The following is a 26,749-nucleotide window of genomic DNA, read 5'->3' on the forward strand; positions in this document are numbered from 1 at the left end:
CCATCCCACAGAGAGCGGCACCCGTAAGCGCCGGGTCGCGCAACCCACCCTCGGCCGGCACCCACGCCGGGCGCCCCTGCCGGCGCCGGGTTCGCGGTCGCGAGCTCAGCCCCAGCACCGGGGCACCCAACAAACACCGCCCGGGGGCCCGGTGCACCGGACCTCACCCGGCCCGATGCACCACCGCGTCCACAAGCTCCACCAGCGCAGCCTTCGCACCGCACTCCGGCAACGGAGCCAACGCGGCCCGCGCATCCTCCGCGTACCGCACGGTGTCCCGCCGTGCCTGCTCCAGCGCAGGATGCGCCCGCAGCCGGGAGAGCGCCTCGGCATGCCGGGCATCATCCGTCAGGTCGGAATCGAGCAGCTCGCACAGCGCGATGTCCTCGGCAAGCCCAAGCCGTTCCGCCCGCTCACGCAACCGCAGCACCGGCAGCGTGGGAATCCCCTCGCGCAGATCCGTCCCCGGCGTCTTCCCCGACTCGTGCGAGTCGGACGCGATGTCCAGCACGTCGTCCGCGAGCTGGAAGGCAACGCCGAGCCGCTCCCCGTACTGCGTCAGCACGTCCACCACCGTCTCTTCGGCCCCCGACATCATCGCCCCGAACCGGCACGCGACGGCGACCAGCGAGCCCGTCTTCCCGGCGAGCACGTCCAGGTAGTGGTCGACCGGGTCACGCCCGTCGCGCGGCCCCGCGGTCTCCAGGATCTGCCCGGTCACCAGCCGTGCGAACGCCTCGGCCTGGATCCGGACGGCCTCGGGCCCGAGATCGGCCAGAGTGCGCGAGGCACGCGCGAAGAGGAAGTCACCGGTGAGGACGGCCAACGAGTTCCCCCAGCGCGTGTTCGCGCTGGGCACGCCGCGCCGGGCGTCCGCCTCGTCCATCACATCGTCGTGGTACAGCGTGGCGAGATGGGTCAGCTCGACGACCACGGCCGAGGGCACGACACCCGGCGCGTACGGGTCACCGAACTGCGCGGCGAGCATCACGAGCAGCGGCCTGAACCGCTTGCCGCCGGCACGCAGGAGGTGCTGCGCGGCCTCCGTGATGAAGGGGACCTCACTCTTGGTGACTTCGAGCAAGCCCTCCTCCACAGCCGCCAATCCGGCCTGGACATCGGCTTCGAGAGCCTGGTCCCGCACGCTCAGCCCGAACGGCCCGACGACGGTCACGAGAGGTTCTCCTGTCTGCTGACGATCACATGGCGAACTCGGTCGATCAATCGGTCGATGACACGGTTTGTCGATGTGTCGCTGCCATCACTCAACTCAGCGTATCCGGTCACGTTTCGATCACCACGAGCGCCCACCGTCCCCACGGCCGACTTCCCTCCCGACTTCCCCCCAGCGGATCGCAACTCCACACCTGGGCGGTATCGGATTACTGACGGTATGTTCTTGATCAGCTGATACGAACGGACATATCACGATTCACGAAGAGCCGTCCGAGGAGACACTCGAAAGCGACACCCAAGGCAATGTTCGAAGTGACGTTCGAAGTGACGCCCCGAAACGACGTCGGAGGCACCGTCCAAAGCGACACACCAAGTGAACCCTGAAGAGGCAGCCATCCGCGCCCCGAAGCGCCGTCGGAGCCGAGCCCGGCCGCGCCCGCAAGGCCCGGCACTGAGGTCACCCCAATGAGCCCGATGTGTTCAACGAACCTGATGCGTTCGACGAACCTCATGCGTTCGACAAGCCCGAGAGCCCGATGAGCATGCACATCCGTACGTCCTTCCCCTACGAGACGGCTCATGAGGACGTCCTCATCCCCCTTCCGGACGGCACCCGTCTGTACGCGCGCGTGTGGCGCCCGCTGACCGACGAGCCCGTACCGGCCCTCCTCGAATACCTCCCGTACCGCCTCACGGACTGGACCGCACCCCGCGACTGGCAGCGCCACCCCTGGTACGCCGGTCACGGCTACGCCTCCGTCCGCGTCGACATCCGAGGTCACGGCAACAGTGAGGGCATACCGGCGGACGAGTACGCGGAGGTGGAGCTGGCCGACGGGGTCGAGGTCGTCAACTGGCTGGCGGCCCAGCCCTGGTGCACCGGCAAGGTCGGCATGTTCGGCATCTCCTGGGGCGGCCTCAACTCCCTCCAGATCGCGGCCCTCGCGCCCGAGCCGCTCAAGGCGATCGTCACCGTCTGCTCGACGGACGATCGCTACGACAACGACATGCACTACAGGGGAGGTTCCGTCCTCGCCGTCGGCATGCACTCCTGGGCGTCCACGATGCTCACCTTCGCCTCCCGGCCGCCGGACCCGGCGCATGTGGGCCAGGCCATGTGGCGGGACATGTGGGTGAAGCGCCTGGAGGCGATGGACCCCTTCGTCCACACCTGGCTGTCCCACCAGACCCGGGACGCGTACTGGCGCCACGGCAGCGTCTGCGAGGACTACGGCGCGATCCGGGCCGCGGTCCTGGCGGTGGGCGGCTGGCACGATCCGTACCGGGACACCGTGCTGCGGCTCGTGGAGCACCTTCCGGGCGATCGCGTACGGGGACTGATCGGACCCTGGTCGCACCAGTACCCCGACCGGGGCCTGCCGCCGGGACCGGCGATCGGCTTCCTCCAGGAGACGTTGAGATGGTGGGACCACTGGCTTCGCGGCAGGGACACGGGCGTGATGTCGGAGCCCGCCCTCCGCTCGTACGTGATGGACGCGCACCCCCCGGCGACGACGTACCCCTCGCTCCCCGGCCGCTGGGTGGGCGACCCCGCCTGGCCCTCCCCCTCCGTGACCCCGATCTCGTACGCGCTCCAGGGCGCACCGGTCCAGGTCAGGTCCCCCCAGCACACGGGCGTGGAGGCGGGCCGCTTCCGCCCCCTCGGGAATGACGCGGATCTGCCTCCGGACCAGCGGGAGGAGGACGCGCGTTCGGCGTGCTTCGAGTTCGAAGTACCGGAGGAGACCTGGGTGTTGGGCCGCCCGAGAGTCACCCTGCGGCTGACGTCTTCGACCCCTCGGGGCCAGGTGACCGCCCGCCTCTGTGACGTGGCACCGGACGGAGCCTCGACGCTGGTCACCCGAGGTGCACTGAACCTGTCAGCGCGCCATGGCCGCGACCAGGCCGTTCCCTGGAAACCGGGCTCTACGGAGGACGTGGTTTTCGACCTGAACGCCATCGGTTACGCCGTCCCGCCAGGCCATCGCATCCGGCTTTCCGTCTCCTCGGCGTACTGGCCCTGGATCTGGCCCCAGCCGGGCTCGGAGGCCGGCTTCGTCCTGGACCCGACCGGCAGCACGCTCGAACTCACCGTACGGGCAAGGGAGTCGATGCCCTCGACGCCATCCATCGGCTTCGAGGAACCCGAGGAGTCCGAGCCCCTGGGCGTGGCCGTCACGACGACGCTGGACGAGCCTCGGCCGGAACGCCTGGTCGTCCGCGACGTGGGCGCCGGCACCTGGCGCCTGGAGGTGGACTCGAGCGGGGGGACCCCCATCGGCGGCACCCGCGTGTACCCCGACGGCCTCGAACTCACCGAGGACGCCCGGGAGACGTACACGATCGACGCGTCGGACCCCCTCTCGGCCCGCGCCCGCTCGGCATGGTCGGTGCGCCTCCACCGCCCCGACCTGGCCTGGGACGCGCGCGTCTCGACGACGTCCGACACCACCTGCGACGCCCAGGACTTCATCACGTCCTGCGAGGTGATCTGCAAGGACGGCGACGAGGTGGTCTTCCACCGGACCTGGAAGAAGAGAATCCCCCGAGCAGCGGGCTAGAGACGCGGACTGCCGTACTCGCGTACTCGCGGAGACCGCGGCGCGGATCAACAGGGCGTACGAGGGGCGGGAGTTCGAGCCCGCCCACACCTGATGTGCCATGAACTCCCCGAATACTGGGACTAACGGGCTCTACCTCAAGCACGACGCGTGCCGCCTCCGGGACGACGACTCGACACCGACCTCTCCGTGCGGGAGGCGCGCCCGGTCCCTCCCAGGCATTGACCCGCCTGGACACCAGGTGCCGTAATGCCCGAGTTGAGCGCATTGCCGCTTAATTCCCCGCGGGCACGTGAGTTAGGTCACGCCCGGACGGATCCGACGCGCCAGCCCGCTCTCTCGACTTCCCCTTTGCGAAAGGCAAGTTGAGGATCACATTCCGCCTTAATCGGGCAATTTCCACCCTTCTTTTTCGGGCTTAAAGCGGACTGAGCAACGAATTCGGGTCTTGTTCCCGACATGTGCTCTCGCATACGTTCAGCCCCGATCCGGGCGGATCGCCGAATCCTGCCACCGCCCGGAAACCCCACCCACCCACGCACGGCAGGAGCGGGGGACCCAGGCAAACCGCCGATCCGGACACCCGGAACGGCTAGGGGTGAAGCCGCGCCCAGCGCGCGGCCGGGCCGCTCCCGCCCGAACCCGACAGCTCACCTCGCAGGCGCCGGAGAGGACCGTCCCCATGCCCGCACGAGGCAACCATCGCCGCCCCAAGAACAACCGCCTCATCCGCGGCATGATCGCCGCGGGAACCGGCGGAGCCGCACTCGCCCTCCCGCTCATGGGCGCGACCGGCGCGCACGCCGCCGAGTCGACCAAGGCCACGACCACGGACGTCCAACTGGTGACGCACACAGTGGCCGCGGGCGACACCCTGTCCACGATCGCGCAGAAGTACCCCTCGAGCGGCGGCTGGAAGAAGCTGTACGAGGCGAACCGCGCGGTGATCGGCTCGAACCCGGCAGCGCTTCCCGCGGGCCTGAAGCTGACGGTGGGAACAAAGACCATAAAGACGACAAACTCAGCGACAACGGAAGCGGCCAAGACGACCACGGCAACGGCCGCGTCCACCAAGACGTACACCGACAACCTCGACGGCTGGATCAAAGAGTCCCTGGACATCATGGCCAAGGAGGGCATTCCGGGCACCTATAACGGAATCCACCGCAACGTGATGCGCGAGTCCTCGGGCAACCCCAAGGCCATCAACAACTGGGACTCCAACGCCGCCGCCGGCACCCCGTCCAAGGGCCTCCTCCAGGTCATCGACCCGACCTTCAAGGCCTACCACGTACCGGGCACCTCGATGGACCCCTACGACCCGGTCGCCAACATCACGGCAGCCTGCAACTACGCGGCAGACAGGTACGGCTCGATCGACAACGTGAACGGCCCCTACTGACCGGTCCGCGACAGGGTCCGCCGGGCTCCGCCACGGGCTCCGCGACGGCCGAGATCGAGGTCTTGGCCATCGCGGACCCGCGGCATGCGTCGGCATTGCGGCGAATGCGCCGCACGGAGACGGATCCGCAAGGCGATTCGCCACGGACCCAAGCGGCCGGCCGCACAGCACCTAGGCGGCCCCGAACAGCCGCTCCAGCACCACCGCGATCCCGTCGTCCTCGTTCGACAGCGTCACCTCGTCGGCCACCGCCTTCAGCTCGGGGTGGGCGTTGGCCATGGCGATGCCCCGGGCGGCCCAGTCGAACATCGGGATGTCGTTGGGCATGTCGCCGAAGGCGAGGGTGGTGGCGGGGGTGAGACCGAGGTGGGCGGCGGCAAGGGCGAGGCCCGTCGCCTTGGTCACGCCGCATGGCTGGAGTTCGACGGTGCCGGGCCCCGACATGGTGACCGTCGCCAGCGAACCGACCACCCCGCGCGCCGCCGACGCCAACTCGTCATCGGACAGGGACGGGTGACGGAGCAGCACCTTGCTGATCGGATCCGTCCAGAGGTCGTCACGCCGATGCACCCGCAGCGCCGGCAGCGTTGGATGCGGCATCACATACCCCGGCTCGATGAGCGTCAGCCCGTCCACACCGTCCTGGTCCACCGCCGCGTACAGCTGCCCGACCTCCGCCTCGATCTTGCCGAGCGCGGTCTCCGCCAGCTCCCTGTCCAAGGTCACCGACCACAGCATCCGGTCCGCCCCGGCGTCGTACAACTGCGCCCCCTGCCCGCACACCGCCAGCCCCTCACCGCCGAGTTCGTCGAGGAGCGGTCGCACGCGCGGCGCTGGGCGGCCCGTCACGACGAGGTGCTGGGCGCCCGCCTCGGTCACCCTCGCCAACGCGGCCCGCGACCGGTCGGAGAGTGTGTCGTCGCCGCGCAGCAGCGTTCCGTCCAGGTCAGTGGCGATAAGTGAATATGCAGTCGGAGCGGCCATGATCCGAAGAATACGGATCGAACGACACAACGGCCCGGCGTGAACCGGACGACGTCCGGTATCCCGTCAGCAACGCCGTTCACCGAACGGACGGTATGGACGATATGGGCGGTACGGCCCGTACGAGGTCAGCTCTCGAAGGGCACCGGGAGATCGGACGCAATCCGAACGCCTCCTCCACGTTGGGCAGTTGTGACTCCTCCCACCCTCTTCCAACAGCATCTCCGAACTGCCGCCGAAGACGTCATCTGACGCTTCCCGGAGGTAGCTCAGCGCCCACAGTGACCAGGCGCGCCCGAAGGGCGAGTCGGGGCGCAGCTTCGGCTGCTGCCACGGCGGTCCGCCGAAGCGGACGGCGCCCTTGCCGCGGGACACCACCCGCACCCGCGCGCCCGCCTCGGCCGCGAGCGCCGCCGTGTCCAGGGCGGACTGGCCCGCCCCGACGACGATGATCTCCTTGCCCGAGAACCGGCTCAGGTCGTGGTGCTGGGAGCTGTAGGAGACCGGGTGGCGTCGAGTCCGCGTCGAAGCACGCGTGCACGATCCAGTCCTCAGCCTCCTCCCTGGGCAGGTATTCCTGGAGGATCACACCCGGTCGCGCGCCCCAGTCCCGGGCGAGCGCGAGCAGGCCCTCGCGGTTCGCGATCTTGGTCGTGCCGTTCACCGCCGGCAGGCTGCGGCGCACGAACGCCTCGCGGTTCTTGGCCACGAGCGGGAAGCGGGCACCCTCGGCGAACGCGACGATCTCCTCGTACGACTCCGGAAAGGCCGCCGCCGGGCTCGGGATGCCGTGTTCCACGCACAGCTCGTGCAGCCCCTGCTTGCTGGCGAGGCGGTGCGGCAGCTTGGCGTGGACACGCCGAAAGAGAAAACGGTCCCCCAGCTCGTCCTGGTGCTCGGCGATCAGCACGGCGGCGTCTTCGTCCGTCGGGACGAGAACCGTCGGCCGGCCGATGCGACGCCCGATGCGCAACAGCCCCTCGACGAGCCTCTCCGGTTCCTCCGTGCCGGTCGTCGGCCAGACGAAGGCATGGTGCAGATAGCGCGAGCTCGCGGCCGGTAATGGTCCTCGGTCATCGCATACATCGGTATGCCCAGTCGGCCCAGACTGCGAATGGTGCCCACCCCACCGTGATGCAGCGGATAGTCGCCCAACTTCACGATGAGGCCCGGGACATCCCGGTCGGCGTCGACCGGCACCCTGCTGGAACTCCTCGCCACACGTCCCCCCACGCATCCCCCCAACGGACCGGAACCACCCCGCCCGTATCCCCCAAAGGGGGCTAAGCCGGAATCGACGCGTCCGACAACGCTTATTCGGACATTGCGAACTCTTTAGACACTGCCACAGCATGGTCACTCCCCCGTAACGTGTGCCGGGACCACATGGAATGCGTGGACCACGCGTGGAACCCATGGATCCCGCGTGGAAAAACATGGATCACATGGCGAGTACGAATCCGAGAGCGAGGCACCAACCGATGCCCCCCTTCGAAGTCCCCGAGGGCGACCCCTTCGGCCCGCACAACCTCCCCTACGGCGTGTTCTCCCTGAACGGCCCGGCCGACCCCGCCGCCTCCAACGCCTCAGCCGGCTCTGCCGGCTCTGCCGACTCCGCTGACTCCGCTGGCTCTGCCGGCTCTGCCCGGGCAGGCTCCCCCGGGCGGCGCGTCGGCGTCCGCCTCGGGGACCACGTACTCGACGCGGGCGCGGCGGCCCACGCGCTCGGCTCCCCGTACGCCGAGTTGCTGGCGCAACCGACCCTGAACCTGCTGCTCGCGGCGGGCCGCACTGCCTGGTCCGACGTACGACGCGCGCTCACCGCCTGGGTGACGGTCCCGGCCCACCGGGAGACCCTCGAGCCTCACTTCCACCCCCTCTCCGAGGTGACCCTGCACCTCCCCTTCGACGTAGCCGACTACGTCGACTTCTACGCCTCCGAGAACCACGCCCGGAACGTCGGCCAGATCTTCCGTCCCGACGCCGCCGACTCCCTCACCCCCAACTGGAAGCATCTGCCGATCGGTTATCACGGCCGCTCCGGCACGGTCGTGGTGTCCGGAACGGAGGTCGTGCGCCCGTCGGGCCAGCGCAAGGCCCCCTCCGACAACGCACCCGTCTTCGGACCCTCGATCCGCCTGGACCTCGAGGCGGAGGTCGGCTTCGTCGTCGGCGCGCCCTCGGCCATGGGCACACCCGTCCCCCTCTCCGCCTTCCGCGACCACGTCTTCGGCCTCTGCCTCCTCAACGACTGGTCGGCGCGCGACATCCAGGCCTGGGAGTACGTCCCGCTCGGCCCCTTCCTCGGCAAGTCCTTCGCGACGTCGGTCTCGGCGTGGATCACCCCGCTCGACGCCCTGGACGACGCCCGCGTCTCACCCCCGACGCGCACCCACCCCCTGCTGCCCTACCTGGACGACGCGTCCGAGGAACCCGGCGGCTACGACCTCCGCATCTCCGTCGCCATCAATGGTCACGTCGTCTCCGAACCTCCCTTCTCCACCATGTACTGGACGGCCGCCCAGCAGCTGGCCCACATGACGGTCAACGGCGCCTCCCTGCGCACCGGCGACCTGTACGGCTCGGGCACGGTCAGCGGCCCCTCGGAAGCCGAGCGCGGCTCCCTCCTCGAACTCACCTGGAACGGCCGCGACACCCTCGAACTCCCGGACGGCAAGCGCACCTTCCTGGAGGACGGCGACGAGGTGACGCTGACCGCCTGGGCTCCGGGTCCCGGCGGAACGCGGGTGGGACTGGGCGAGGTGAGGGGCCGGATCACGCCGGCGCCCGAGATCCACTGAGCCGGGCCGGCGATCCTCAGCCCATCCGGCCTTCGAGGACGAGCGCGCGGCGCGATACGGGGTCTGGGGCGGAGCCTCAGGCCCCTATATCCAGTCCTCCGGCCCGGGCTCCTCGTCCATCTCGGGCCAGTCCGGGTCCGGCCCCTCACCCGTCTCCGGAGTAGGCGCTCGCCCGGGAGCGCCGCCCAGCGAGGCGAGCACCCCCACGACCCCCTCCCCATACGTCACCAGCTTCTTCTCGCCGACACCGCTGATGCCGCCCAGGTCGCTCACCGAGGTGGGCCACACCGTGGCGATCTCCCGCAGCGTTGCGTCGTGGAAGATCACGTACGCGGGAACGCCCTGCTCGCGAGCCTGTTCGGCGCGCCAGGAGCGCAGGGCCTCGAAGGCGGGGACGAGCTCCGGAGGCAGCTCGGCCGCGGCGGTCTTGGCCTTGCGCTCGCCCTTGGAGGCCGACGAGCGGGACACGGCCGGCTTCGGCGGCTCCTTGCGCAACGGCACCTCGCGCTCGCGCCGCAGCACCGTCCCGCTGGCCTCGGTCAGCACCAGCGTCCCGTACTCGCCCTCGACCGCGAGCAGCCCCTGGGCCAGCAACTGCCGTACGACACCCCGCCATTCGGAGTCGGACAGATCCTCCCCGATGCCGAAGACGGACAGCTGATCGTGGTCGAACTGGATGACCTTGGCCGTCCGGCGCCCCAGCAGGATGTCGACGATCTGTACCGCGCCGAACTTCTGCCCCCGCTCGCGCTGCAGCCGCACCACGGTGGACAGCAGCTTCTGCGCCGCGACCGTGCCGTCCCAGGTCTCGGGAGGTGCCAGACACGTGTCGCAGTTGCCGCACGCGGGGGTCCGCTGGTCCTGGCCGAAGTAGGCCAGGAGCTGGGAGCGCCGGCACTGGACCGTCTCGCACAGCGCCAGCATCGAGTCCAGATGCGTGGCCGCCCGGCGGCGGAACGCCTCGTCGCCCTCCCCGCTCTGGATCAGCTTGCGCTGCTGGACCACGTCCTGCAGGCCGTACGCCATCCAGGCCGTGGACGGCAGTCCGTCGCGGCCCGCGCGGCCCGTCTCCTGGTAGTAGCCCTCGACGGACTTCGGCAGGTCGAGGTGGGCGACGAACCGTACGTCCGGCTTGTCGATGCCCATGCCGAAGGCGATGGTGGCGACCACGACCAGGCCCTCTTCGCGCAGGAAGCGCGACTGGTGGGCGGCGCGGGTGCCCGCGTCCAGGCCCGCGTGGTACGGCACTGCCTCGATGCCGTTGCGGGAGAGGAACTCGGCGGTCTTCTCCACGGAGTTGCGCGAGAGGCAGTACACGATGCCCGCGTCGCCCGCGTGCTCCTCGCGCAGGAAGGACAGCAGCTGCTTCCTGGGGTCGGCCTTCGCGATGATCCGGTACTGGATGTTGGGACGGTCGAAGCTCGCCTCGAAGTGGCGGGCCTCGGGCATGCCCAGCCGCTGGGTGATCTCCCTGTGTGTGGCGCGGGTGGCCGTGGCCGTCAGCGCGATCCGCGGGACGTCCGGCCAGCGCTCACCCAGCAGCGAGAGCGCCAGATAGTCGGGGCGGAAGTCGTGGCCCCACTGGGCCACACAGTGCGCCTCGTCGATCGCGAAGACCGAGATCTTCGCGCGCGACAGCAGGTCGAGCGTCGTGTCCAGCCGCAGCCGCTCGGGGGCCAGGTAGAGCAGGTCCAGTTCCCCCGCCAGGAACTCCGCCTCCACCACCCGGCGCTCGTCGAAGTCCTGGGTGGAGTTCATGAACCCGGCGCGCACGCCCAGCGCCCGCAGCGCGTCCACCTGGTCCTGCATCAGCGCGATGAGTGGGGAGACCACGACGCCCGTACCCGGTCTGACCAGCGCCGGAATCTGGTAGCAGAGCGACTTGCCGCCACCCGTCGGCATCAGGACGACGGCGTCACCGCCCGCCACCACATGCTCGACGATCGCTTCCTGCTCGCCGCGGAAGGCGTCGTATCCGAAGACCCGGTGGAGCGTGGCCAGCGCCTCGCTCTCACCGAGTGTCTCCGTCGTGTCCGCTCCGGTCATCACACCTGTCCCGCCCATCCCGCTCATGGCCCGTCGTCCCCCGAATGTCGTGCTTCGCCCACGACAGCCACCATAGGGGTCCGCACGGACAGTCTCGGAGTTATCCACAGGCTGCGACCGATCCGCTCCCGTCCGCAGCGGCTTCCGTCCGCAGCGGCTTCCGTCCACAGCGGCCTCGTCCGCACCCGCGTCCGCGTCCGGCTCGCCGCGCTCCGCCGTGAACATGCCAGGGGCCCGCTCCCCATGCCTGCAGGAGCGGGCCCCTGGCCCTGCATGGTTCACCGTGGTTCAGCGGACGAAGAGCCCCGCCTGCCCCGCCAGATCCAGGAAGTACTGCGGCGCCACACCCAGCACCAGCGTGACCGCCACGCCCACCCCGATCGCCGTCATGGTCAGCGGCGACGGCACGGCGACCGTCGGGCCCTCCGGCCGCGGCTCACTGAAGAACATGAGCACGATCACACGGATGTAGAAGAACGCCGCGATCGCCGACGAGATCACACCGACCACGACCAGCGGGGCCGCGCCGCCCTCAGCCGCCGCCTTGAACACGGCGAACTTTCCGGCGAAACCGGAGGTCAGCGGGATACCCGCGAAGGCCAGCAGGAAGACCGCGAACACGGCCGCCACCAGCGGCGACCTGCGTCCCAGGCCCGCCCACTTGGACAGGTGGGTCGCCTCGCCTCCCGCGTCCCGTACGAGCGTCACGACCGCGAACGCGCCGATCGTGACGAACGAGTACGCGCCCAGGTAGAAGAGGACGGACGAGATACCGTCCGGAGTCGTCGCGATGACACCCGCCAGGATGAAGCCCGCGTGCGCGATGGACGAGTACGCCAGGAGCCGCTTGATGTCGGTCTGGGTGATCGCGACGATCGCACCGCCCAGCATGGTGACGATGGCGACCGCCCACATGACCGGCCGCCAGTCCCAGCGCAGGCCCGGCAGGACGACGTACAGCAGACGCAGCAGCGCGCCGAAGGCGGCCACCTTCGTCGCCGCGGCCATGAAGCCGGTGACCGGCGTCGGCGCGCCCTGGTAGACATCCGGCGTCCACATGTGGAACGGCACCGCGCCGACCTTGAAGAGCAGGCCCATGACGACCATGGCGGCGCCGATGAGCAACAGCACGTCGTTGCCCATGGTGCCGGCGAGCGCCAGGCTGACGTTCTGGATGGTGCCGTCGACGACCTGCGCGATCGTCGCGTACGACACCGAGCCCGCGTAGCCGTACAGCAGGGCGATGCCGAACAGCGTGAACGCGGAGGCGAAGGCGCCGAGCAGGAAGTACTTGACCGCGGCCTCCTGCGACATGAGCCGCTTGCGGCGGGCCAAGGCGCACAGGAGGTACAGCGGAAGCGAGAAGACCTCCAGCGCGATGAACAGCGTCAACAGGTCGTTGGCCGACGGGAAGACCAGCATGCCGCCGACCGCGAAGAGCAGAAGCGGGAAGGCCTCCGTCGTCGTGAACCCGGCCTTCACCGCGGCCTTCTCGCTGTCGCTGCCGGGCACGGACGCGGCCTGCGCCGCGAACGAGTCGACCCGGTTGCCGTGCGCCTCCGGGTCGAGCCGCCGCTCGGCGAAGGTGAAGACGCCGAGGATGCCCGCCAGCAGGATCGTGCCCTGCAGGAACAGGGACGGTCCGTCGACCGCGATCGCGCCCATCGCCGCGATCTGCGCCTTGGTGGTGCCGTATCCGCCCGCCGCGAGCGCGACGACCGCGGCGAACGCGGCGGCGAGCGCGACGACGGAGACGAACACCTGCGCGTAGTAGCGCGACTTGCGCGGTACGAACGCCTCGACCAGCACTCCGATCACCGCCGCGCCGATGACGATCAGGGTGGGCGACAATTGCCCGTATTCGATCTTCGGCGCGTCGATCTTCGAGATCGGGTCGGCCGCGGTTGTCCACAGGCTGTGGACGGCTGCTGCGCTCACTTGGCCGCCTCCACCTCGGGCTGGGGGTCCTTCTTCTGTACGTCTGACATGGTCTGCTGGACCGCCGGGTTGACGATGTCGGTGACCGGCTTCGGGTAGACGCCCAGGAAGATCAGCAGTGCGATCAGCGGGGCGACCACCAGGAGCTCGCGCACCCTGAGGTCGGGCATCTTGGCGACCTCGGCCTTCACCGGGCCCGTCATCGTCCGCTGGTAGAGGACGAGCGTGTAGAGCGCGGCGAGGACGATGCCGAAGGTAGCGATGATGCCGACGGCCGGGTAGCGCGCGAACGTGCCCACCAGGACCAGGAATTCACTCACGAAGGGCGCGAGCCCGGGGAGCGAGAGGGTCGCGAGTCCGCCGATCAGGAAGGTGCCCGCGAGCACCGGGGCGACTTTCTGCACCCCTCCGTAGTCGGCGATCAGACGCGAACCGCGCCGCGAGATCAGGAAGCCCGCCACCAGCATCAGGGCGGCGGTCGAGATCCCGTGGTTGACCATGTAGAGCGTCGCGCCCGACTGGCCCTGGCTGGTCATCGCGAAGATGCCCATGATGATGAACCCGAAGTGCGAGATCGACGCGTACGCGACCAGCCGCTTGATGTCCCGCTGGCCGACCGCGAGCAGCGCTCCGTAGATGATGCTGATGAGCGCCAGTACGAGGATGGCGGGCGTCGCCCACTTGCTCGCCTCCGGGAACAACTGGAGGCAGAAGCGGAGCATCGCGAAGGTGCCGACCTTGTCGACCACCGCCGTGATCAGCACCGCGACCGGGGCGGTGGCCTCCCCCATGGCATTGGGCAGCCAGGTGTGCAGCGGCCACAGGGGCGCCTTCACCGCGAACGCGAAGAAGAAGCCGAGGAAGAGCCACCGCTCCGTGCTGGTCGCCATATGCAGCGACCCGTTGGCCCGCGCCTCGGCGATCTCCGTGAGAGAGAAGTTTCCGGCCACTACGTAGAGGCCGATGACGGCGGCCAGCATGACCAGGCCGCCGGCCAGGTTGTAGAGGAGGAACTTCACGGCGGCGTACGAGCGTTGCGTCGACGCCGCCTGCTCGCCGTGCTCGTGAGCGCGGTCCCCGAAGCCGCCGATGAGGAAGTACATCGGGATCAGCATGGCTTCGAAGAAGATGTAGAAGAGGAAGACGTCGGTGGCCTCGAACGAGATGATCACCATCGCCTCGACGGCCAGGATCAGGGCGAAGAAGCCCTGGGTCGGCCGCCAGCGCTTGCTCCCGGTCTCCTGCGGGTCCGCGTCGTGCCAGCCGGCGAGGATCACGAACGGGACCAGCAGCGCCGTGAGCGCGATGAGCGTCACCGCGATGCCGTCCACACCGAGCTCGTACCGCACCCCGAAGTCCTTGATCCAGGCGTGGGATTCGGTGAGCTGGTAGCGGTTGCCGCCGGGATCGAAACGCACCAGGATCACGGCCGCGAGCACCAGGGTGCCGAGCGATACAAGCAGCGCCAGCCACTTGGCGGCGACGCGCTGCGCGGCCGGTACTGCGGCCGTGGCGATCGCCCCGAGGGCCGGGAGCGCCGCCGCCGCTGTCAGCAGTGGAAAGGACATCGGTATCAGACCGCCCTCATCAGCAGGGTCACGGCGATGAGGACCGCCGCACCGCCGAACATCGAGACCGCGTACGAGCGCGCATAGCCGTTCTGCAGCTTGCGCAGCCGTCCGGAGAGACCGCCCATCGAGGCAGCCGTGCCGTTGACGACCCCGTCGACCAGGGTGTGGTCGACGTACACCAGGGAGCGCGTGAGGTGCTCACCGCCGCGCACCAGCACGACGTGGTTGAAGTCGTCCTGGAGCAGGTCGCGCCGGGCGGCCCGGGTGAGCAGCGAGCCGCGCGGGGCGACCACCGGGACGGGACGGCGCCCGTACTGGGCGTAGGCGATGCCGGCGCCGATGACGAGCACCACCATGGTGGCCAGCGTGACCGTGAGGGCGCTGACGGGCGGGTTGCCCTCCGCGTGCCCGGTGATCGGCTCCAGCCAGTGCAGGAAGCGGTCGCCGATGCTGAAGAAGCCACCCGCGAAGACCGATCCGAAGGCCAGCACGATCATCGGGATCGTCATGGACCTGGGCGACTCGTGCGGGTGCGGCTCATGGCCTTCGGCGTCCGGCTGCCAGCGCTTCTCCCCGAAGAAGGTCATCAGCATCACGCGCGTCATGTAGAACGCGGTGATGGCCGCTCCCAGCAGGGCCGCGCCTCCAAGAATCCATCCCTCGGTGCCGCCCTTGGCGAACGCCGCCTCGATGATCCTGTCCTTGGAGAAGAAGCCGGACAGACCCGGAAAGCCGATGATGGCCAGGTAGCCGAGGCCGAACGTCACGAAGGTGATCGGCATGTACTTCCGGAGGCCGCCGTACTTCCGCATGTCGACCTCGTCGTTCATGCCGTGCATGACCGAACCGGCACCGAGGAAGAGCCCGGCCTTGAAGAAGCCGTGGGTCACCAGGTGCATGATCGCGAACGCGTAGCCGATGGGGCCGAGGCCCGCGGCGAGGATCATGTAGCCGATCTGCGACATGGTCGAGCCGGCCAGCGCCTTCTTGATGTCGTCCTTCGCGCAACCGACGATCGCACCGAAGAGGAGCGTGACCGCACCGACCACGGTGACCACCAGCTGCGCGTCGGGCGCCGCGTCGAAGATCGCGCCGGAGCGGACGATCAGGTACACGCCCGCCGTCACCATCGTCGCGGCGTGGATGAGGGCCGAGACCGGGGTCGGGCCCTCCATCGCGTCCCCGAGCCAGGACTGCAGCGGAACCTGGGCGGACTTGCCGCAGGCGGCGAGCAGCAGCAGCAGGCCGATGCCCGTGAGGGTGGCCTCGCTGGTGTCAGCCGCGAGGCCGGCCTCCTCGTGGGTGCCGAGCACCGGGCCGAAGGCGAAGGTGCCGAACGTCGTGAACATCAGCATGATCGCGATCGACAGGCCCATGTCGCCGACGCGGTTGACCAGGAAGGCCTTTTTCGCGGCGGTGGCGGCGCTGGGCTTGTGCTGCCAGAAGCCGATCAGCAGGTACGAGGCGAGGCCGACGCCTTCCCAGCCGACGTACAGCAGAAGGTAGTTGTCGGCAAGGACGAGCAGCAGCATGGCCGCGAGGAACAGGTTCAGATAGCCGAAGAAGCGGCGCCGGCGCTCGTCGTGCTCCATGTACCCGATCGAGTACAGGTGGATGAGCGAGCCGACGCCGGTGATCAGCAGCACGAATGTCATCGACAGCTGGTCGAGCTGGAAGGAGACATCCGCCTGGAAGCCGCTGACCGGGATCCAGCTGTACAGGTACTGCCTCAGGGTCCGGTCCTCGGCGCCCTTCCCCAGCATGGCGGCGAAGAGCACGACGCCGATCACGAAGGAGGTGGCCGCGAGCACCGTACCGATCCAGTGACCGACGGCGTCCAGGCGCCTGCCGCCGCACAGCAGTACGGCCGCTCCGAGCAGAGGCGCCGCTACCAGCAGCGCAATCAGGTTCTCCACGATTCAGCGACCCCTTACAGCTTCATCAGGCTGGCGTCGTCGACCGAGGCCGAGTGGCGGGAACGGAACAGCGACACGATGATCGCGAGCCCGACCACGACCTCCGCGGCGGCGACGACCATCGTGAAGAAGGCGATGATCTGGCCGTCGAGATTGCCGTGCATACGGGAGAAGGCGACGAACGCGAGGTTGCAGGCGTTGAGCATGAGCTCGACGCACATGAACACCACGATCGCGTTCCGCCTGATCAGTACGCCGGTGGCGCCGATCGTGAACAACAGGGCGGCGAGATAGAGGTAGTTGACCGGGTTCACTTGGACGCCTCCTCCGTCTTCGTGCGCTCCAGACGCTCCTCGGCGCGCTGCTCCAGGGCCTTCAGGTCGTTCAGCGCCTCGGTCGACACGTCGCGGATCTGGCCGCGCTCGCGCAGCGTCTTGTTCACGGTCAGCTCGGACGGGGTGCCGTCGGGGAGCAGGCCCGCGATGTCCACCGCGTTGTGCCGGGCGTAGACGCCGGGCGCCGGGAGCGGCGGTAGGTGCTTGCCCTCGCGTACACGCTGCTCGGACAGCTCACGCTGGGTCTTCGCACGCTCGGTGCGCTCGCGGTGCGTGAGCACCATGGCGCCGACGGCGGCCGTGATGAGCAGGGCGCCGGTGATTTCGAAGGCGAACACGTACTTCGTGAACAGGAGGGCGGCGAGGCCCTCAACGTTGCCGTTCGCGTTCGCCTGCGCCAGGCCGTTGAACTCCGTGAGCGAGGCGTTGCCGATGCCCCCGAGCAGCAGGATGCCGAAGCCGAGACCGCACACCAGGGCCAGCCAGCGCTGGCCCTTGATGGTCTCCTTCAGGGAGTCCGCCGCGGTGACGCCGACGAGCATCACCACGAAGAGGAACAGCATCATGATCGCGCCGGTGTAGACGATGATCTGCACGACGCCCAGGAAGTAGGCGCCGTTGGCCAGGTAGAACACCGCCAGGACGATCATGGTGCCGGCGAGGCAGAGCGCACTGTGCACGGTCTTCTTCATGAAGACGGTGCACAGGGCGCCGATCACGGCGACGGTGCCGAGAACCCAGAACTGGAAGGCCTCTCCCGTGGAGGTGGAGTAGGCGGCCAGGTCGGTCGTCATGCGTCCACCTCCTCGCCGGAGGCCTTCTCATCCTTGGAGACGGCTACTTGGCGCTGGGTGCCGGGGGCCGCCTCGGTCACCAGGCCCCGGTAGTAGTCCTGCTCGTCCGTGCCGGGGTAGATCGCGTGCGGCGTGTCGACCATGCCCTCTTCGAGGCCGGCGAGCAGCTGCTCCTTGGTGTAGATCAGGTTGGCGCGGCTGCTGTCGGCCAGCTCGAACTCGTTGGTCATCGTCAACGCGCGCGTGGGGCACGCCTCGATGCACAGGCCGCACAGGATGCAGCGGGCGTAGTTGATCTGGTAGACGCGGCCGTACCGCTCGCCCGGCGAGTAGCGCTCCTCGTCCGTGTTGTCCGCGCCTTCCACATAGATGGCGTCCGCGGGACACGCCCAGGCGCACAACTCGCAGCCGACGCACTTCTCCAGGCCGTCCGGGTGGCGGTTGAGCTGGTGCCGGCCGTGGAACCGCGGGGCGGTGGTCTTCTGCTGCTCCGGGTACTGCTCGGTCAGCCGCTTCTTGAACATGGCCTTGAAGGTCACGCCGAAGCCGGCGACGGGGTTCTGGAAACCGGGCTTGGTCTCCTTCGGCTCCTCAGCCATCGGACCCCTCCTTTCCGTCACGAGATCCGTCCAGTGATCCGTCACTCGCAGTATCGGACCCACCACTGACAATCAACTCCCGCTCGCGGCGCGGGCGGCGCCGCGGCACCGGCGGCAGCTCCTGTCCCGGCAGCGGCGGTACGGGGAATCCGCCGGCCATCGGGTCGAAGGCGGCGGGCTCGGCGGGCGCCTCCTGGGCTCCCTGCCTGTCGCGGAAGATGTCCGCGACGAACGAGAGCAGCAGCAGGACGAGGACGCCTCCGCCGACGTACAGGGCGATGTCCGCGAAGTCGTAGTTCTCGTTCCTCAGGGCCCGTACGGTCGCGACGAGCATCAGCCAGGCCACGGAGACCGGGATGAGGACCTTCCAGCCGAGCTTCATCAGCTGGTCGTAGCGGACGCGCGGGAGCGTGCCGCGCAGCCAGATGAAGAAGAACAGCAGCAGCTGCACCTTCAGCACGAACCAGGCCATCGGCCACCAGCCGTGGTTGGCGCCCTCCCAGAAGGTGCTGATCGGCCAGGGAGCCCGCCAGCCGCCCAGGAAGAGCGTCACCGACACGGCCGAGACCGTCACCATGTTCACGTACTCGGCGAGCATGAACAACGCGAACTTGATCGACGAGTACTCGGTGTTGAAGCCGCCGACGAGGTCGCCCTCGGACTCCGGCATGTCGAAGGGGGCGCGGTTGGTCTCGCCGACCATCGTCACGATGTAGATCACGAACGAGACCGGCAGCAGGATGATGTACCAGCGGTCGTGCTGCTGCTCGACGATCGCCGAGGTCGACATCGACCCGGAGTAGAGGAACACCGAGGCGAAGGCGGCGCCCATCGCGATCTCGTACGAGATCATCTGCGCGCAGGAGCGCAGACCGCCCAGCAGCGGATAGGTGGATCCAGAACTCCAACCCGCCAGCACGATCCCGTAGATGCCCACCGAGGCGACGGCGAGGATGTAGAGCATCGCGATCGGCAGGTCGGTGAGCTGCATCGTGGTGCGCTGACCGAAGATCGAGATCTCGTTGCCGGCCGGCCCGAAGGGGATCACCGCGATCGCCATGAAGGCGGGGATGGCCGCGACGATCGGTGCGAGGACGTAGACCACCTTGTCCGCGCGTTTGACGACGACGTCTTCCTTGAGCATCAGTTTGATGCCGTCGGCGAGCGACTGGAGCATGCCCCAGGGGCCGTGCCGGTTGGGGCCGATGCGCAGCTGCATCCAGGCGACGACCTTGCGCTCCCACACGATGGAGAAGAGCACGGTCACCATCAGGAAGGCGAAGCAGAAGACCGCCTTGATGACGACCAGCCACCAGGGATCCTGGCCGAACATGGAGAGGTCTTCAGCGGCGAGGTACGGCGTCATGCCTCCACCTCCTTGGGTGCCTCGGCGGCGAGGGTCGCCGGGCCGATACGGACGAGTGCGCCGGGCAGTGCCCCGGTGTCGGAGGCGACGCCCCCTCCGGTGGAGTTCAGCGGGAGCCAGACCACGCGGTCGGGCATCTCGGTGACGTGCAAGGGGAGTTCGACCACTCCGGAGGGACCGGTCACGGCGAGGAGCTCGCCTTCCTCGACGCCCGCCTCCGCGGCCGTGGCGGCCGACACGCGCGCGCGTGCAGCGTGCCGGGTCCCGGCAAGCGCCTCGTCGCCCTCCTGGAGACGGCCCTGGTCGAGCAGCAGCCGGTGCCCGGCCAGTACGGCCTCTCCGGCGGCCGGGCGTGGCAACTGGGCCGCGACCTCCAGGGGTTCGGTGGCCCGCGGCCCGTCCCAGGCACCGAGCCGGTCCAGCTCAGCGCGCGCGGTGCGCAGATCGGGCAGACCCAGGTGTACGTCCATGGCGTCGGCCAGCATCTGCAGGACGCGCGCGTCCGTGGGCGCCAGGCGGCGGGTCATCTGGTCGGGCTTGAGCGCGGCCTCGAAGAGGCGCACCCGGCCTTCCCAGTTGAGGAAGGTGCCCGCCTTCTCGGCGACCGCGGCGACAGGAAGGACGACGTCCGCGTGCTCGGTGACCTCGCTGGGGCGCAGTTCCATCGACACCAGGAAGGCCACTTCGGAAAGTGCCGCACGCGCGCGTGCCGGGTCGGGAAGGTCGGCGACCTCCACGCCCGCGACCACCAGGGCCTGCAGTTCGCCCCCGGCGGCGGCCTCGACGATCTGGCCAGTGTCGCGGCCGTAGCGGTGCGGCAGTCCGGAGACGCCCCAGGCGACCGCGACCTCGTCCCGCGCGCGCGGGTCGGTGGCCGGACGCCCGCCCGGCAGCAGCGACGGCAGCGCACCCGCCTCGATCGCGCCGCGCTCCCCTGCCCGGCGCGGAATCCACACCAGCTGGGCACCGGTCGCGGACGCGGCCCGTACGGAGGCGGTCAGCCCGCCCGCCACGGCGGCGAGTCGCTCACCGACGACGATCACGGCGCCCTCAGTGCGCAGCGCCTCGGCGGCCTTGGCGCCGTCGCCCTCCAGGCCGACGCCGCTCGCGAGGGCGTCCAGCCACTCGGTCTCGGTGCCGGGCGCGGCGGGCAGCAGCGTGCCGCCCGCCTTCTCCAGGCCGCGTGTCGCGTGCGTGCCGAGCGAGAAGGTCTTCTGCCCGTGCCCCCGCCACGCCTTGCGCAGCCTCAGGAAGACGCCGGGCGCCTCCTCCTCGGACTCGAATCCGACGAGCAGAACGGCGGGCGCCTTCTCCAGAGCGGTGTACGTGACGCCCGTACCGTCGAGGTCCCGTCCGCGTCCGGCGACCCGGGCCGCCAGGAAGTCGGCCTCCTCGGCGCTGTGCACGCGCGTGCGGAAGTCGATGTCGTTCGTGTCGAGGGCCACGCGCGCGAACTTGCTGTAGGCGTAGGCGTCTTCGACGGTGAGGCGGCCACCGGTCAGAACGCCGGTCCGGCCGCGCGCCGCCGACAGCCCCTCGGCGGCGATCGAAAGAGCCTCCGGCCAGGAAGCGGGTTCGAGGACACCGTCCGCGTTGCGTACGAGAGGTGTGTCCAGCCGGTCCCGCTGCTGCGCGTACCGGAACGCGAAGCGTCCCTTGTCGCAGATCCACTCCTCGTTGACCTCGGGGTCGTTGGCCGCGAGACGCCGCATGACCTTGCCGCGCCGGTGGTCGGTGCGGGTCGCGCAGCCGCCGGAGCAGTGCTCGCACACGGACGGCGAGGAGATGAGGTCGAAGGGCCGCGAGCGGAAGCGGTACGCCGCCGATGTCAGCGCGCCCACCGGGCAGATCTGGATCGTGTTGCCGGAGAAGTACGACTCGAAGGGATCGCCCTCACCGATGCCGACCTGCTGGAGCGCGCCCCGCTCGAGCAGCTCGATCATCGGGTCGCCCGCGATCTGGTTGCTGAACCGGGTGCAGCGGGCGCACAGCACGCACCGCTCGCGGTCGAGCAGCACCTGCGTGGAGATCGGGACCGGCTTCTCGAACGTCCGCTTCCTGCCCTCGAAGCGGGACTCGGCGTGGCCGTGCGACACGGCCTGGTTCTGCAGGGGGCACTCGCCGCCCTTGTCGCAGACCGGGCAGTCCAGCGGGTGGTTGATGAGCAGGAGCTCCATCACACCCTTCTGGGCCTTTTCGGCGACGGGAGAGGTGAGCTGGGTCTTCACGACCATCCCGTCCGTGCAGGTGATCGTGCAGGACGCCATGGGCTTGCGCTGGCCCTCGACCTCGACGATGCACTGGCGGCAGGCGCCTACCGGGTCGAGGAGAGGGTGGTCGCAGAACCGGGGAATCTCGATGCCGAGTTGTTCGGCGGCGCGGATGACCAGGGTGCCCTTGGGCACGCTGATCTCGACGCCGTCGATCGTCAGCGAGACGAGATCTTCCCGCGGGACCGCCGCATCCCCGCCTCCGGAGGGAGCGCTGGTGGTCACTGTCATGCGTTCACCTCCGTGCGGTCGGCCCAAGCCGTCGACTTGGCCGGGTCAAAGGGGCAGCCGCGGCCCGTGATGTGCTGCTCGTACTCCTCGCGGAAGTACTTGAGCGAGGAGAAGATCGGCGAGGCGGCGCCGTCGCCGAGGGCGCAGAAGGACTTGCCGTTGATGTTGTCGGCGATGTCGTTCAGCTTGTCGAGGTCGGACATGACGCCCTTGCCGGCCTCGATGTCGCGCAGCAACTGCACGAGCCAGTAGGTCCCTTCGCGGCAGGGCGTGCACTTGCCGCAGGACTCATGGGCGTAGAACTCGGTCCAGCGGGTGACGGCGCGGACGACGCAGGTCGTCTCGTCGAAGCACTGCAGGGCCTTGGTGCCGAGCATGGAACCCGCGGCACCCACTCCTTCGTAATCAAGAGGGACGTCGAGGTGCTCGTCGGTGAACATCGGCGTCGAGGAGCCGCCCGGCGTCCAGAACTTCAGCCGGTGGCCGGGCCGCATCCCGCCGCTCATGTCGAGGAGCTGACGCAGCGTGATGCCGAGCGGCGCCTCGTACTGGCCGGGACTGGCGACGTGGCCGCTGAGCGAGTAGAGCGTGAAGCCGGGGGACTTCTCGCTTCCCATCGACCGGAACCATTCCTTGCCTTTGTGCAGAATTGCGGGAACTGACGCGATCGATTCGACGTTATTCACAACAGTCGGGCACGCGTAGAGGCCCGCGACAGCAGGGAAGGGGGGACGAAGTCGCGGCTGCCCACGGCGGCCTTCGAGCGAGTCGAGCAGTGCGGTCTCCTCACCGCAGATGTACGCGCCCGCGCCCGCGTGCACGGTGAGCTGGAGGTCGAGTCCGCTGCCCAGGATGTTGTCGCCGAGGTAGCCCGCCGCGTAGGCCTCACGCACGGCCTCGTGCAACCGCCGTAGTACGGGGACCACTTCACCGCGCAGATAGATGAAGGCATGCGAAGACCGAATGGCATAACACGCGATCACAATGCCCTCGATGAGGCTATGCGGGTTCGCGAACAGGAGCGGGATGTCCTTACAGGTGCCCGGCTCCGATTCGTCGGCGTTGACAACTAGATAGTGAGGTTTGCCATCGCCCTGCGGAATGAACTGCCACTTCATTCCCGTGGGGAATCCCGCGCCGCCTCGGCCGCGCAGCCCGGAGTCCTTGATGTACGCGATCAGGTCGTCCGGCGACATCGCGAGCGCCTTGCGCAGGCCCTCGTACCCCTCGTGCCTTCGGTAGACGTCCAGCGTCCAGGACTTCTCCTCGTCCCAGAAGGCCGACAGCACGGGTGCGAGCAGCTTCTCGGGGCTGGATTCGTTGATCTCGGTTGCCAAGGTCATCACTCCCCCTCCTCACTGGCCCGGTCGGACGGCCGTGCGTCCTGGGGACCCTCGCCACGCGGATGTACTACGCGCGCAGGCTGCGTCTCGCCCTTGGCCAGGCGCAGCCCGATCAGTGATGCCGGGCCCGCGCTGCCGCCGGCCTCCACGGCCCCCTCGCGCTCGTCGGGGAAGCCCGCGAGGATCCGGGCGGTTTCCTTGAAGGTGCACAAGGGGGCGCCGCGGGTGGGTACGACCTGTGCTCCCGCGCGCAGGTCGTCGACGAGGCGCTTCGCGGAGTCCACGGTCTGGTCGTCGAAGAACTCCCAGTTGACCATCACGACCGGCGCGAAGTCGCAGGCCGCGTTGCACTCGATGTGCTCCAGGGTGACCTTGCCGTCGTCGGTGGTCTCGCCGTTGCCGACGCCCAGGTGGTCCTGGAGGGCCTCGAAGATCGCGTCGCCGCCCATGACCGCGCACAGGGTGTTGGTGCAGACACCCACCTGGTAGTCACCGCTCGGCTTGCGCCGGTACATCGAGTAGAAGGTCGCGACCGCGGTGACCTCGGCCGTGGTCAGGCCGAGCATGTCGGCGCAGAACCGCATGCCCGTGCGCGTGACATGGCCCTCCTCCGACTGCACGAGATGCAGCAACGGAAGGAGCGCCGAGCGGGAGTCCGGGTAGCGGGCGATGATCTCGCGCGTGTCCCCTTCGAGCCGTGCTCGAACGTCGTCCGGATAGTCGGGCGCGGGCAGTTGCGGCATGCCCAGGCTGACGCCCTCGGAGGAAGTGGTCACCGGTCGACGCCTCCCATCACGGGGTCGATGGACGCGACGGCGACGATGACGTCGGCGACCTGGCCGCCCTCGCACATCGCCGCCATGGCCTGCAGGTTGGTGAAGGACGGGTCACGGAAGTGGACCCGGTAGGGACGGGTGCCTCCGTCGGAAACGGCGTGCACCCCGAGCTCGCCCTTGGGCGACTCGACCGCCGCGTACACCTGTCCCGGCGGGACGCGGAAGCCCTCGGTCACCAGCTTGAAGTGGTGGATCAGGGCCTCCATGGAGGTGCCCATGATCTTCTTGATGTGATCGAGGGAGTTGCCCAGACCGTCGGGGCCGAGCGCAAGCTGGGCGGGCCAGGCGATCTTCTTGTCGGCAACCATGACCGGCCCGGGCTCCAGCCGGTCCAGGCACTGCTCGACGATCCGCAGCGACTGGCGCATCTCCTCCAGCCGGACCAGGAAGCGCCCATAGGCGTCGCAGGTGTCGGCGGTCGGGACATCGAAGTCGTAGGTCTCGTAGCCGCAGTACGGCTGGGTCTTGCGCAGGTCGTGCGGAAGACCCGCCGAGCGGACGATCGGGCCCGTGGCACCGAGCGCCATGCAGCCGGCCAGGTCCAGATAGCCGACGTCCTGCATACGGGCCTTGAAGATGGGGTTCCCGGTGGCGAGCTTGTCGTACTCGGGAAGGTTCTTCTTCATCTTCTTCACGAACTCGCGGATCTGGTCCACCGCACCCGGGGGCAGGTCCTGGGCGAGTCCGCCGGGGCGGATGTACGCGTGATTCATCCGCAGGCCGGTGATCAGCTCGTAGATGTCGAGAATGAGTTCACGATCACGGAAGCCGTAGATCATGATCGTGGTGGCGCCCAGCTCCATGCCGCCGGTGGCGATGCACACCAGGTGGGAGGAGATCCGGTTCAACTCCATCAGGAGCACGCGGATGATCGTCGCGCGGTCGGGGATCTGCTCCTCGATGCCGAGGAGTTTCTCGACGGCGAGACAGTACGCCGTCTCGTTGAAGAACGGCGTCAGATAGTCCATGCGCGTCACGAACGTGGTGCCCTGGGTCCACGTGCGGTATTCGAGGTTCTTCTCGATGCCGGTGTGGAGGTAGCCGATGCCGCAGCGGGCCTCGGTGACCGTCTCGCCCTCGATCTCCAGGATGAGCCGGAGCACGCCGTGCGTGGAGGGGTGCTGCGGACCCATGTTGACGACGATGCGCTCGTCGTCGGCCTTGGCCGCGGTCTGGACGACCTCGTCCCAGTCACCGCCCGTGACCGTATATACGGTGCCCTCGGTCGTCTCGCGCGCCGAGGCGGCGGATGCCCCGGACGAAGGGGTCTGCGTGCTCATGAGTACGACCTCCGCTGGTCCGGAGCCGGGATCTGGGCGCCCTTGTACTCGACGGGAATGCCGCCGAGGGGGTAGTCCTTGCGCTGCGGGAAGCCTTGCCAGTCGTCCGGCATCATGATCCGTGTCAGTGCCGGGTGGCCGTCGAAGATCAGCCCGAAGAAGTCGTACGCCTCGCGCTCGTGCCAGTCGTTCGTCGGATAGACGGAGACGAGCGACGGGATGTGCGGGTCGGCGTCGGGGGCGCTGACCTCCAGGCGGATCAGCCGGTTGTGGGTGATCGAGCGCAGGTGGTAGACGGCGTGCAGCTCGCGGCCCTTGTCGCTGAGGTAGTGCACTCCGCTTACGCCCGTGCACAGTTCGAAGCGGAGGGCCGGGTCGTCGCGCAGGGTCTGGGCGACGCGGACCAGATATTCGCGTTCGATGTGGAAGGTGATCTCGTCGCGGTCGACGACCGTCTTGTCGATGGCGTTCTCGGGGACGAGTCCCTGTTCCTCCAGGGCGCCTTCCAGCTCGTCGGCGACCTCGTCGAACCAGCCGCCATAGGGGCGGGTGGCCGGACCGGGGAGCCGGATCGAGCGGACCAGGCCGCCGTAGCCGGAGGTGTCGCCGCCGTTGTTGGCGCCGAACATGCCGCGCTGGACGCGGATCTCCTCGCCGCCCTCGCCACGCTGGCCGGGGAGGTTGGACGCGCCGAGGTCCTTCTCCGGGTTCACGCCGTTACCGGCGCCGTTCACGTCGCTCACCGCAGCAGGCCCTTCATCTCGATGGTGGGGAGCGCCTTGAGTGCCGCTTCCTCCGCCTCGCGGGCCGCCTCCTCGGCGTTCACGCCGAGCTTGGAGGTCTGGATCTTGTGGTGGAGCTTGAGAATCGCGTCCATCAGCATCTCGGGCCGCGGCGGACAGCCGGGCAAATAGATGTCGACCGGGACGATGTGGTCGACCCCCTGCACAATGGCGTAGTTATTGAACATTCCACCTGATGACGCGCAAACCCCCATGGAGATCACCCACTTGGGGTTGGGCATCTGGTCGTAGACCTGCCGCAGCACCGGCGCCATCTTCTGGCTGACCCGGCCGGCCACGATCATCAGATCCGCCTGGCGCGGCGATCCGCGGAAGACCTCCATGCCGAAGCGCGCCAGGTCATAGCGCCCGGCGCCGGTCGTCATCATCTCGATGGCGCAGCAGGCGAGTCCGAACGTGGCGGGGAAGACGGACGCCTTGCGCACCCAGCCCGCGGCCTGCTCGACGGTGGTCAGCAGGAATCCGCTCGGCAGCTTTTCTTCGAGTCCCATGTCCTA

Annotated in this window: 19 protein-coding genes and 2 pseudogenes; 3 read left to right on the plus strand and 18 right to left on the minus strand. The window is 68.9% G+C overall.

Annotated elements, in window-relative coordinates; genetic code table 11:
* Positions 1–163: 163 nt before the first annotated feature.
* On the minus strand, positions 164–1,174 hold the full coding sequence (locus C4B68_RS16685) for a polyprenyl synthetase family protein (RefSeq protein ID WP_099500553.1): 1,011 nt from the start codon (positions 1,172–1,174) through the stop codon (positions 164–166).
* A 544-nt stretch (positions 1,175–1,718) separates the two neighbouring features.
* On the opposite strand from C4B68_RS16685, the gene C4B68_RS16690 reads away from it, so the two are divergent.
* Positions 1,719–3,737, plus strand: coding sequence for a CocE/NonD family hydrolase (locus C4B68_RS16690; RefSeq protein ID WP_099500767.1), 2,019 nt, complete (start codon positions 1,719–1,721; stop codon positions 3,735–3,737).
* Positions 3,738–4,419: 682 nt separating this feature from the next.
* Entirely contained in the window at positions 4,420–5,139 is a 720-nt protein-coding gene (locus tag C4B68_RS16695; protein ID WP_099500552.1) for a transglycosylase SLT domain-containing protein, read from the plus strand.
* A gap of 171 nt (positions 5,140–5,310) precedes the next feature.
* On the opposite strand, the gene C4B68_RS16700 is transcribed toward C4B68_RS16695, so the two are convergent.
* From C4B68_RS16700 to C4B68_RS16710, 3 genes and pseudogenes are all read right to left on the minus strand, one after another.
* The gene (locus tag C4B68_RS16700) at positions 5,311–6,123 is read right to left on the minus strand and encodes an HAD family hydrolase (RefSeq protein WP_099500551.1); all 813 of its coding nucleotides are present in this window, start codon (positions 6,121–6,123) and stop codon (positions 5,311–5,313) included.
* 264 nt (positions 6,124–6,387) lie between these two features.
* Positions 6,388–6,630, minus strand: a pseudogene (locus C4B68_RS16705) (NAD(P)-binding domain-containing protein); the annotation flags it as partial.
* Positions 6,623–7,323, minus strand: a pseudogene (locus C4B68_RS16710) (ATP-grasp domain-containing protein); the annotation flags it as partial. The pseudogenes C4B68_RS16705 and C4B68_RS16710, both read right to left, overlap by 8 nt.
* Before the next feature lie 281 nt (positions 7,324–7,604).
* On the opposite strand from C4B68_RS16710, the gene fahA reads away from it, so the two are divergent.
* A complete protein-coding gene (gene fahA, locus C4B68_RS16715) occupies positions 7,605–8,924 on the plus strand; it encodes a fumarylacetoacetase (RefSeq protein ID WP_099500550.1) in 1,320 nt (439 codons plus the stop codon).
* 84 nt (positions 8,925–9,008) lie between these two features.
* On the opposite strand, the gene recQ is transcribed toward fahA, so the two are convergent.
* The 14 genes from recQ to C4B68_RS16785 all read right to left on the minus strand — a co-directional run bounded on the left by recQ (position 9,009) and on the right by C4B68_RS16785 (position 26,743).
* Positions 9,009–10,988, minus strand: coding sequence for a DNA helicase RecQ (gene recQ / locus C4B68_RS16720; RefSeq protein WP_099500549.1), 1,980 nt, complete (start codon positions 10,986–10,988; stop codon positions 9,009–9,011).
* Positions 10,989–11,258: 270 nt separating this feature from the next.
* Positions 11,259–12,908 (minus strand): NADH-quinone oxidoreductase subunit NuoN, encoded by a 1,650-nt coding sequence (gene nuoN, locus C4B68_RS16725; RefSeq protein WP_099500548.1) that lies wholly within the window; start codon positions 12,906–12,908, stop codon positions 11,259–11,261.
* The gene (locus C4B68_RS16730) at positions 12,905–14,476 is read right to left on the minus strand and encodes an NADH-quinone oxidoreductase subunit M (RefSeq protein WP_099500547.1); all 1,572 of its coding nucleotides are present in this window, start codon (positions 14,474–14,476) and stop codon (positions 12,905–12,907) included. The genes nuoN and C4B68_RS16730 overlap by 4 nt, the downstream gene beginning before the upstream one ends.
* A gap of 5 nt (positions 14,477–14,481) precedes the next feature.
* Positions 14,482–16,395: an NADH-quinone oxidoreductase subunit L gene (gene nuoL, locus C4B68_RS16735; RefSeq protein ID WP_099500546.1), complete on the minus strand. Its 1,914-nt coding sequence runs from the start codon at positions 16,393–16,395 to the stop codon at positions 14,482–14,484.
* A 14-nt stretch (positions 16,396–16,409) separates the two neighbouring features.
* Positions 16,410–16,709: an NADH-quinone oxidoreductase subunit NuoK gene (gene nuoK, locus C4B68_RS16740; RefSeq protein WP_004927567.1), complete on the minus strand. Its 300-nt coding sequence runs from the start codon at positions 16,707–16,709 to the stop codon at positions 16,410–16,412.
* Complete coding sequence (locus C4B68_RS16745; RefSeq protein ID WP_099500545.1) at positions 16,706–17,524, minus strand: NADH-quinone oxidoreductase subunit J; 819 nt, start codon at positions 17,522–17,524, stop codon at positions 16,706–16,708. The genes nuoK and C4B68_RS16745 overlap by 4 nt, the downstream gene beginning before the upstream one ends.
* Positions 17,521–18,123, minus strand: a complete 603-nt coding sequence (gene nuoI, locus C4B68_RS16750; RefSeq protein WP_099500544.1) for an NADH-quinone oxidoreductase subunit NuoI — start codon at positions 18,121–18,123, stop codon at positions 17,521–17,523. The genes C4B68_RS16745 and nuoI overlap by 4 nt, the downstream gene beginning before the upstream one ends.
* Positions 18,116–19,489, minus strand: coding sequence for an NADH-quinone oxidoreductase subunit NuoH (nuoH, locus tag C4B68_RS16755; protein ID WP_099500543.1), 1,374 nt, complete (start codon positions 19,487–19,489; stop codon positions 18,116–18,118). Before nuoH ends, nuoI begins: the two co-directional genes overlap by 8 nt.
* Positions 19,486–21,990 (minus strand): NADH-quinone oxidoreductase subunit G, encoded by a 2,505-nt coding sequence (locus tag C4B68_RS16760; RefSeq protein WP_099500542.1) that lies wholly within the window; start codon positions 21,988–21,990, stop codon positions 19,486–19,488. The genes nuoH and C4B68_RS16760 overlap by 4 nt, the downstream gene beginning before the upstream one ends.
* On the minus strand, positions 21,987–23,336 hold the full coding sequence (gene nuoF / locus C4B68_RS16765; protein WP_180289202.1) for an NADH-quinone oxidoreductase subunit NuoF: 1,350 nt from the start codon (positions 23,334–23,336) through the stop codon (positions 21,987–21,989). Before nuoF ends, C4B68_RS16760 begins: the two co-directional genes overlap by 4 nt.
* The gene (gene nuoE / locus C4B68_RS16770) at positions 23,333–24,109 is read right to left on the minus strand and encodes an NADH-quinone oxidoreductase subunit NuoE (protein WP_099500540.1); all 777 of its coding nucleotides are present in this window, start codon (positions 24,107–24,109) and stop codon (positions 23,333–23,335) included. Before nuoE ends, nuoF begins: the two co-directional genes overlap by 4 nt.
* Positions 24,106–25,449: an NADH-quinone oxidoreductase subunit D gene (locus tag C4B68_RS16775; RefSeq protein WP_099500539.1), complete on the minus strand. Its 1,344-nt coding sequence runs from the start codon at positions 25,447–25,449 to the stop codon at positions 24,106–24,108. Before C4B68_RS16775 ends, nuoE begins: the two co-directional genes overlap by 4 nt.
* Positions 25,446–26,192: an NADH-quinone oxidoreductase subunit C gene (locus C4B68_RS16780; RefSeq protein WP_099500538.1), complete on the minus strand. Its 747-nt coding sequence runs from the start codon at positions 26,190–26,192 to the stop codon at positions 25,446–25,448. Before C4B68_RS16780 ends, C4B68_RS16775 begins: the two co-directional genes overlap by 4 nt.
* Entirely contained in the window at positions 26,189–26,743 is a 555-nt protein-coding gene (locus C4B68_RS16785) for a NuoB/complex I 20 kDa subunit family protein (protein WP_023547484.1), read from the minus strand. The genes C4B68_RS16780 and C4B68_RS16785 overlap by 4 nt, the downstream gene beginning before the upstream one ends.
* Positions 26,744–26,749: the final 6 nt, after the last annotated feature.

This window comes from Streptomyces dengpaensis (genome assembly GCF_002946835.1).
GTDB lineage: Bacteria > Actinomycetota > Actinomycetes > Streptomycetales > Streptomycetaceae > Streptomyces > Streptomyces dengpaensis.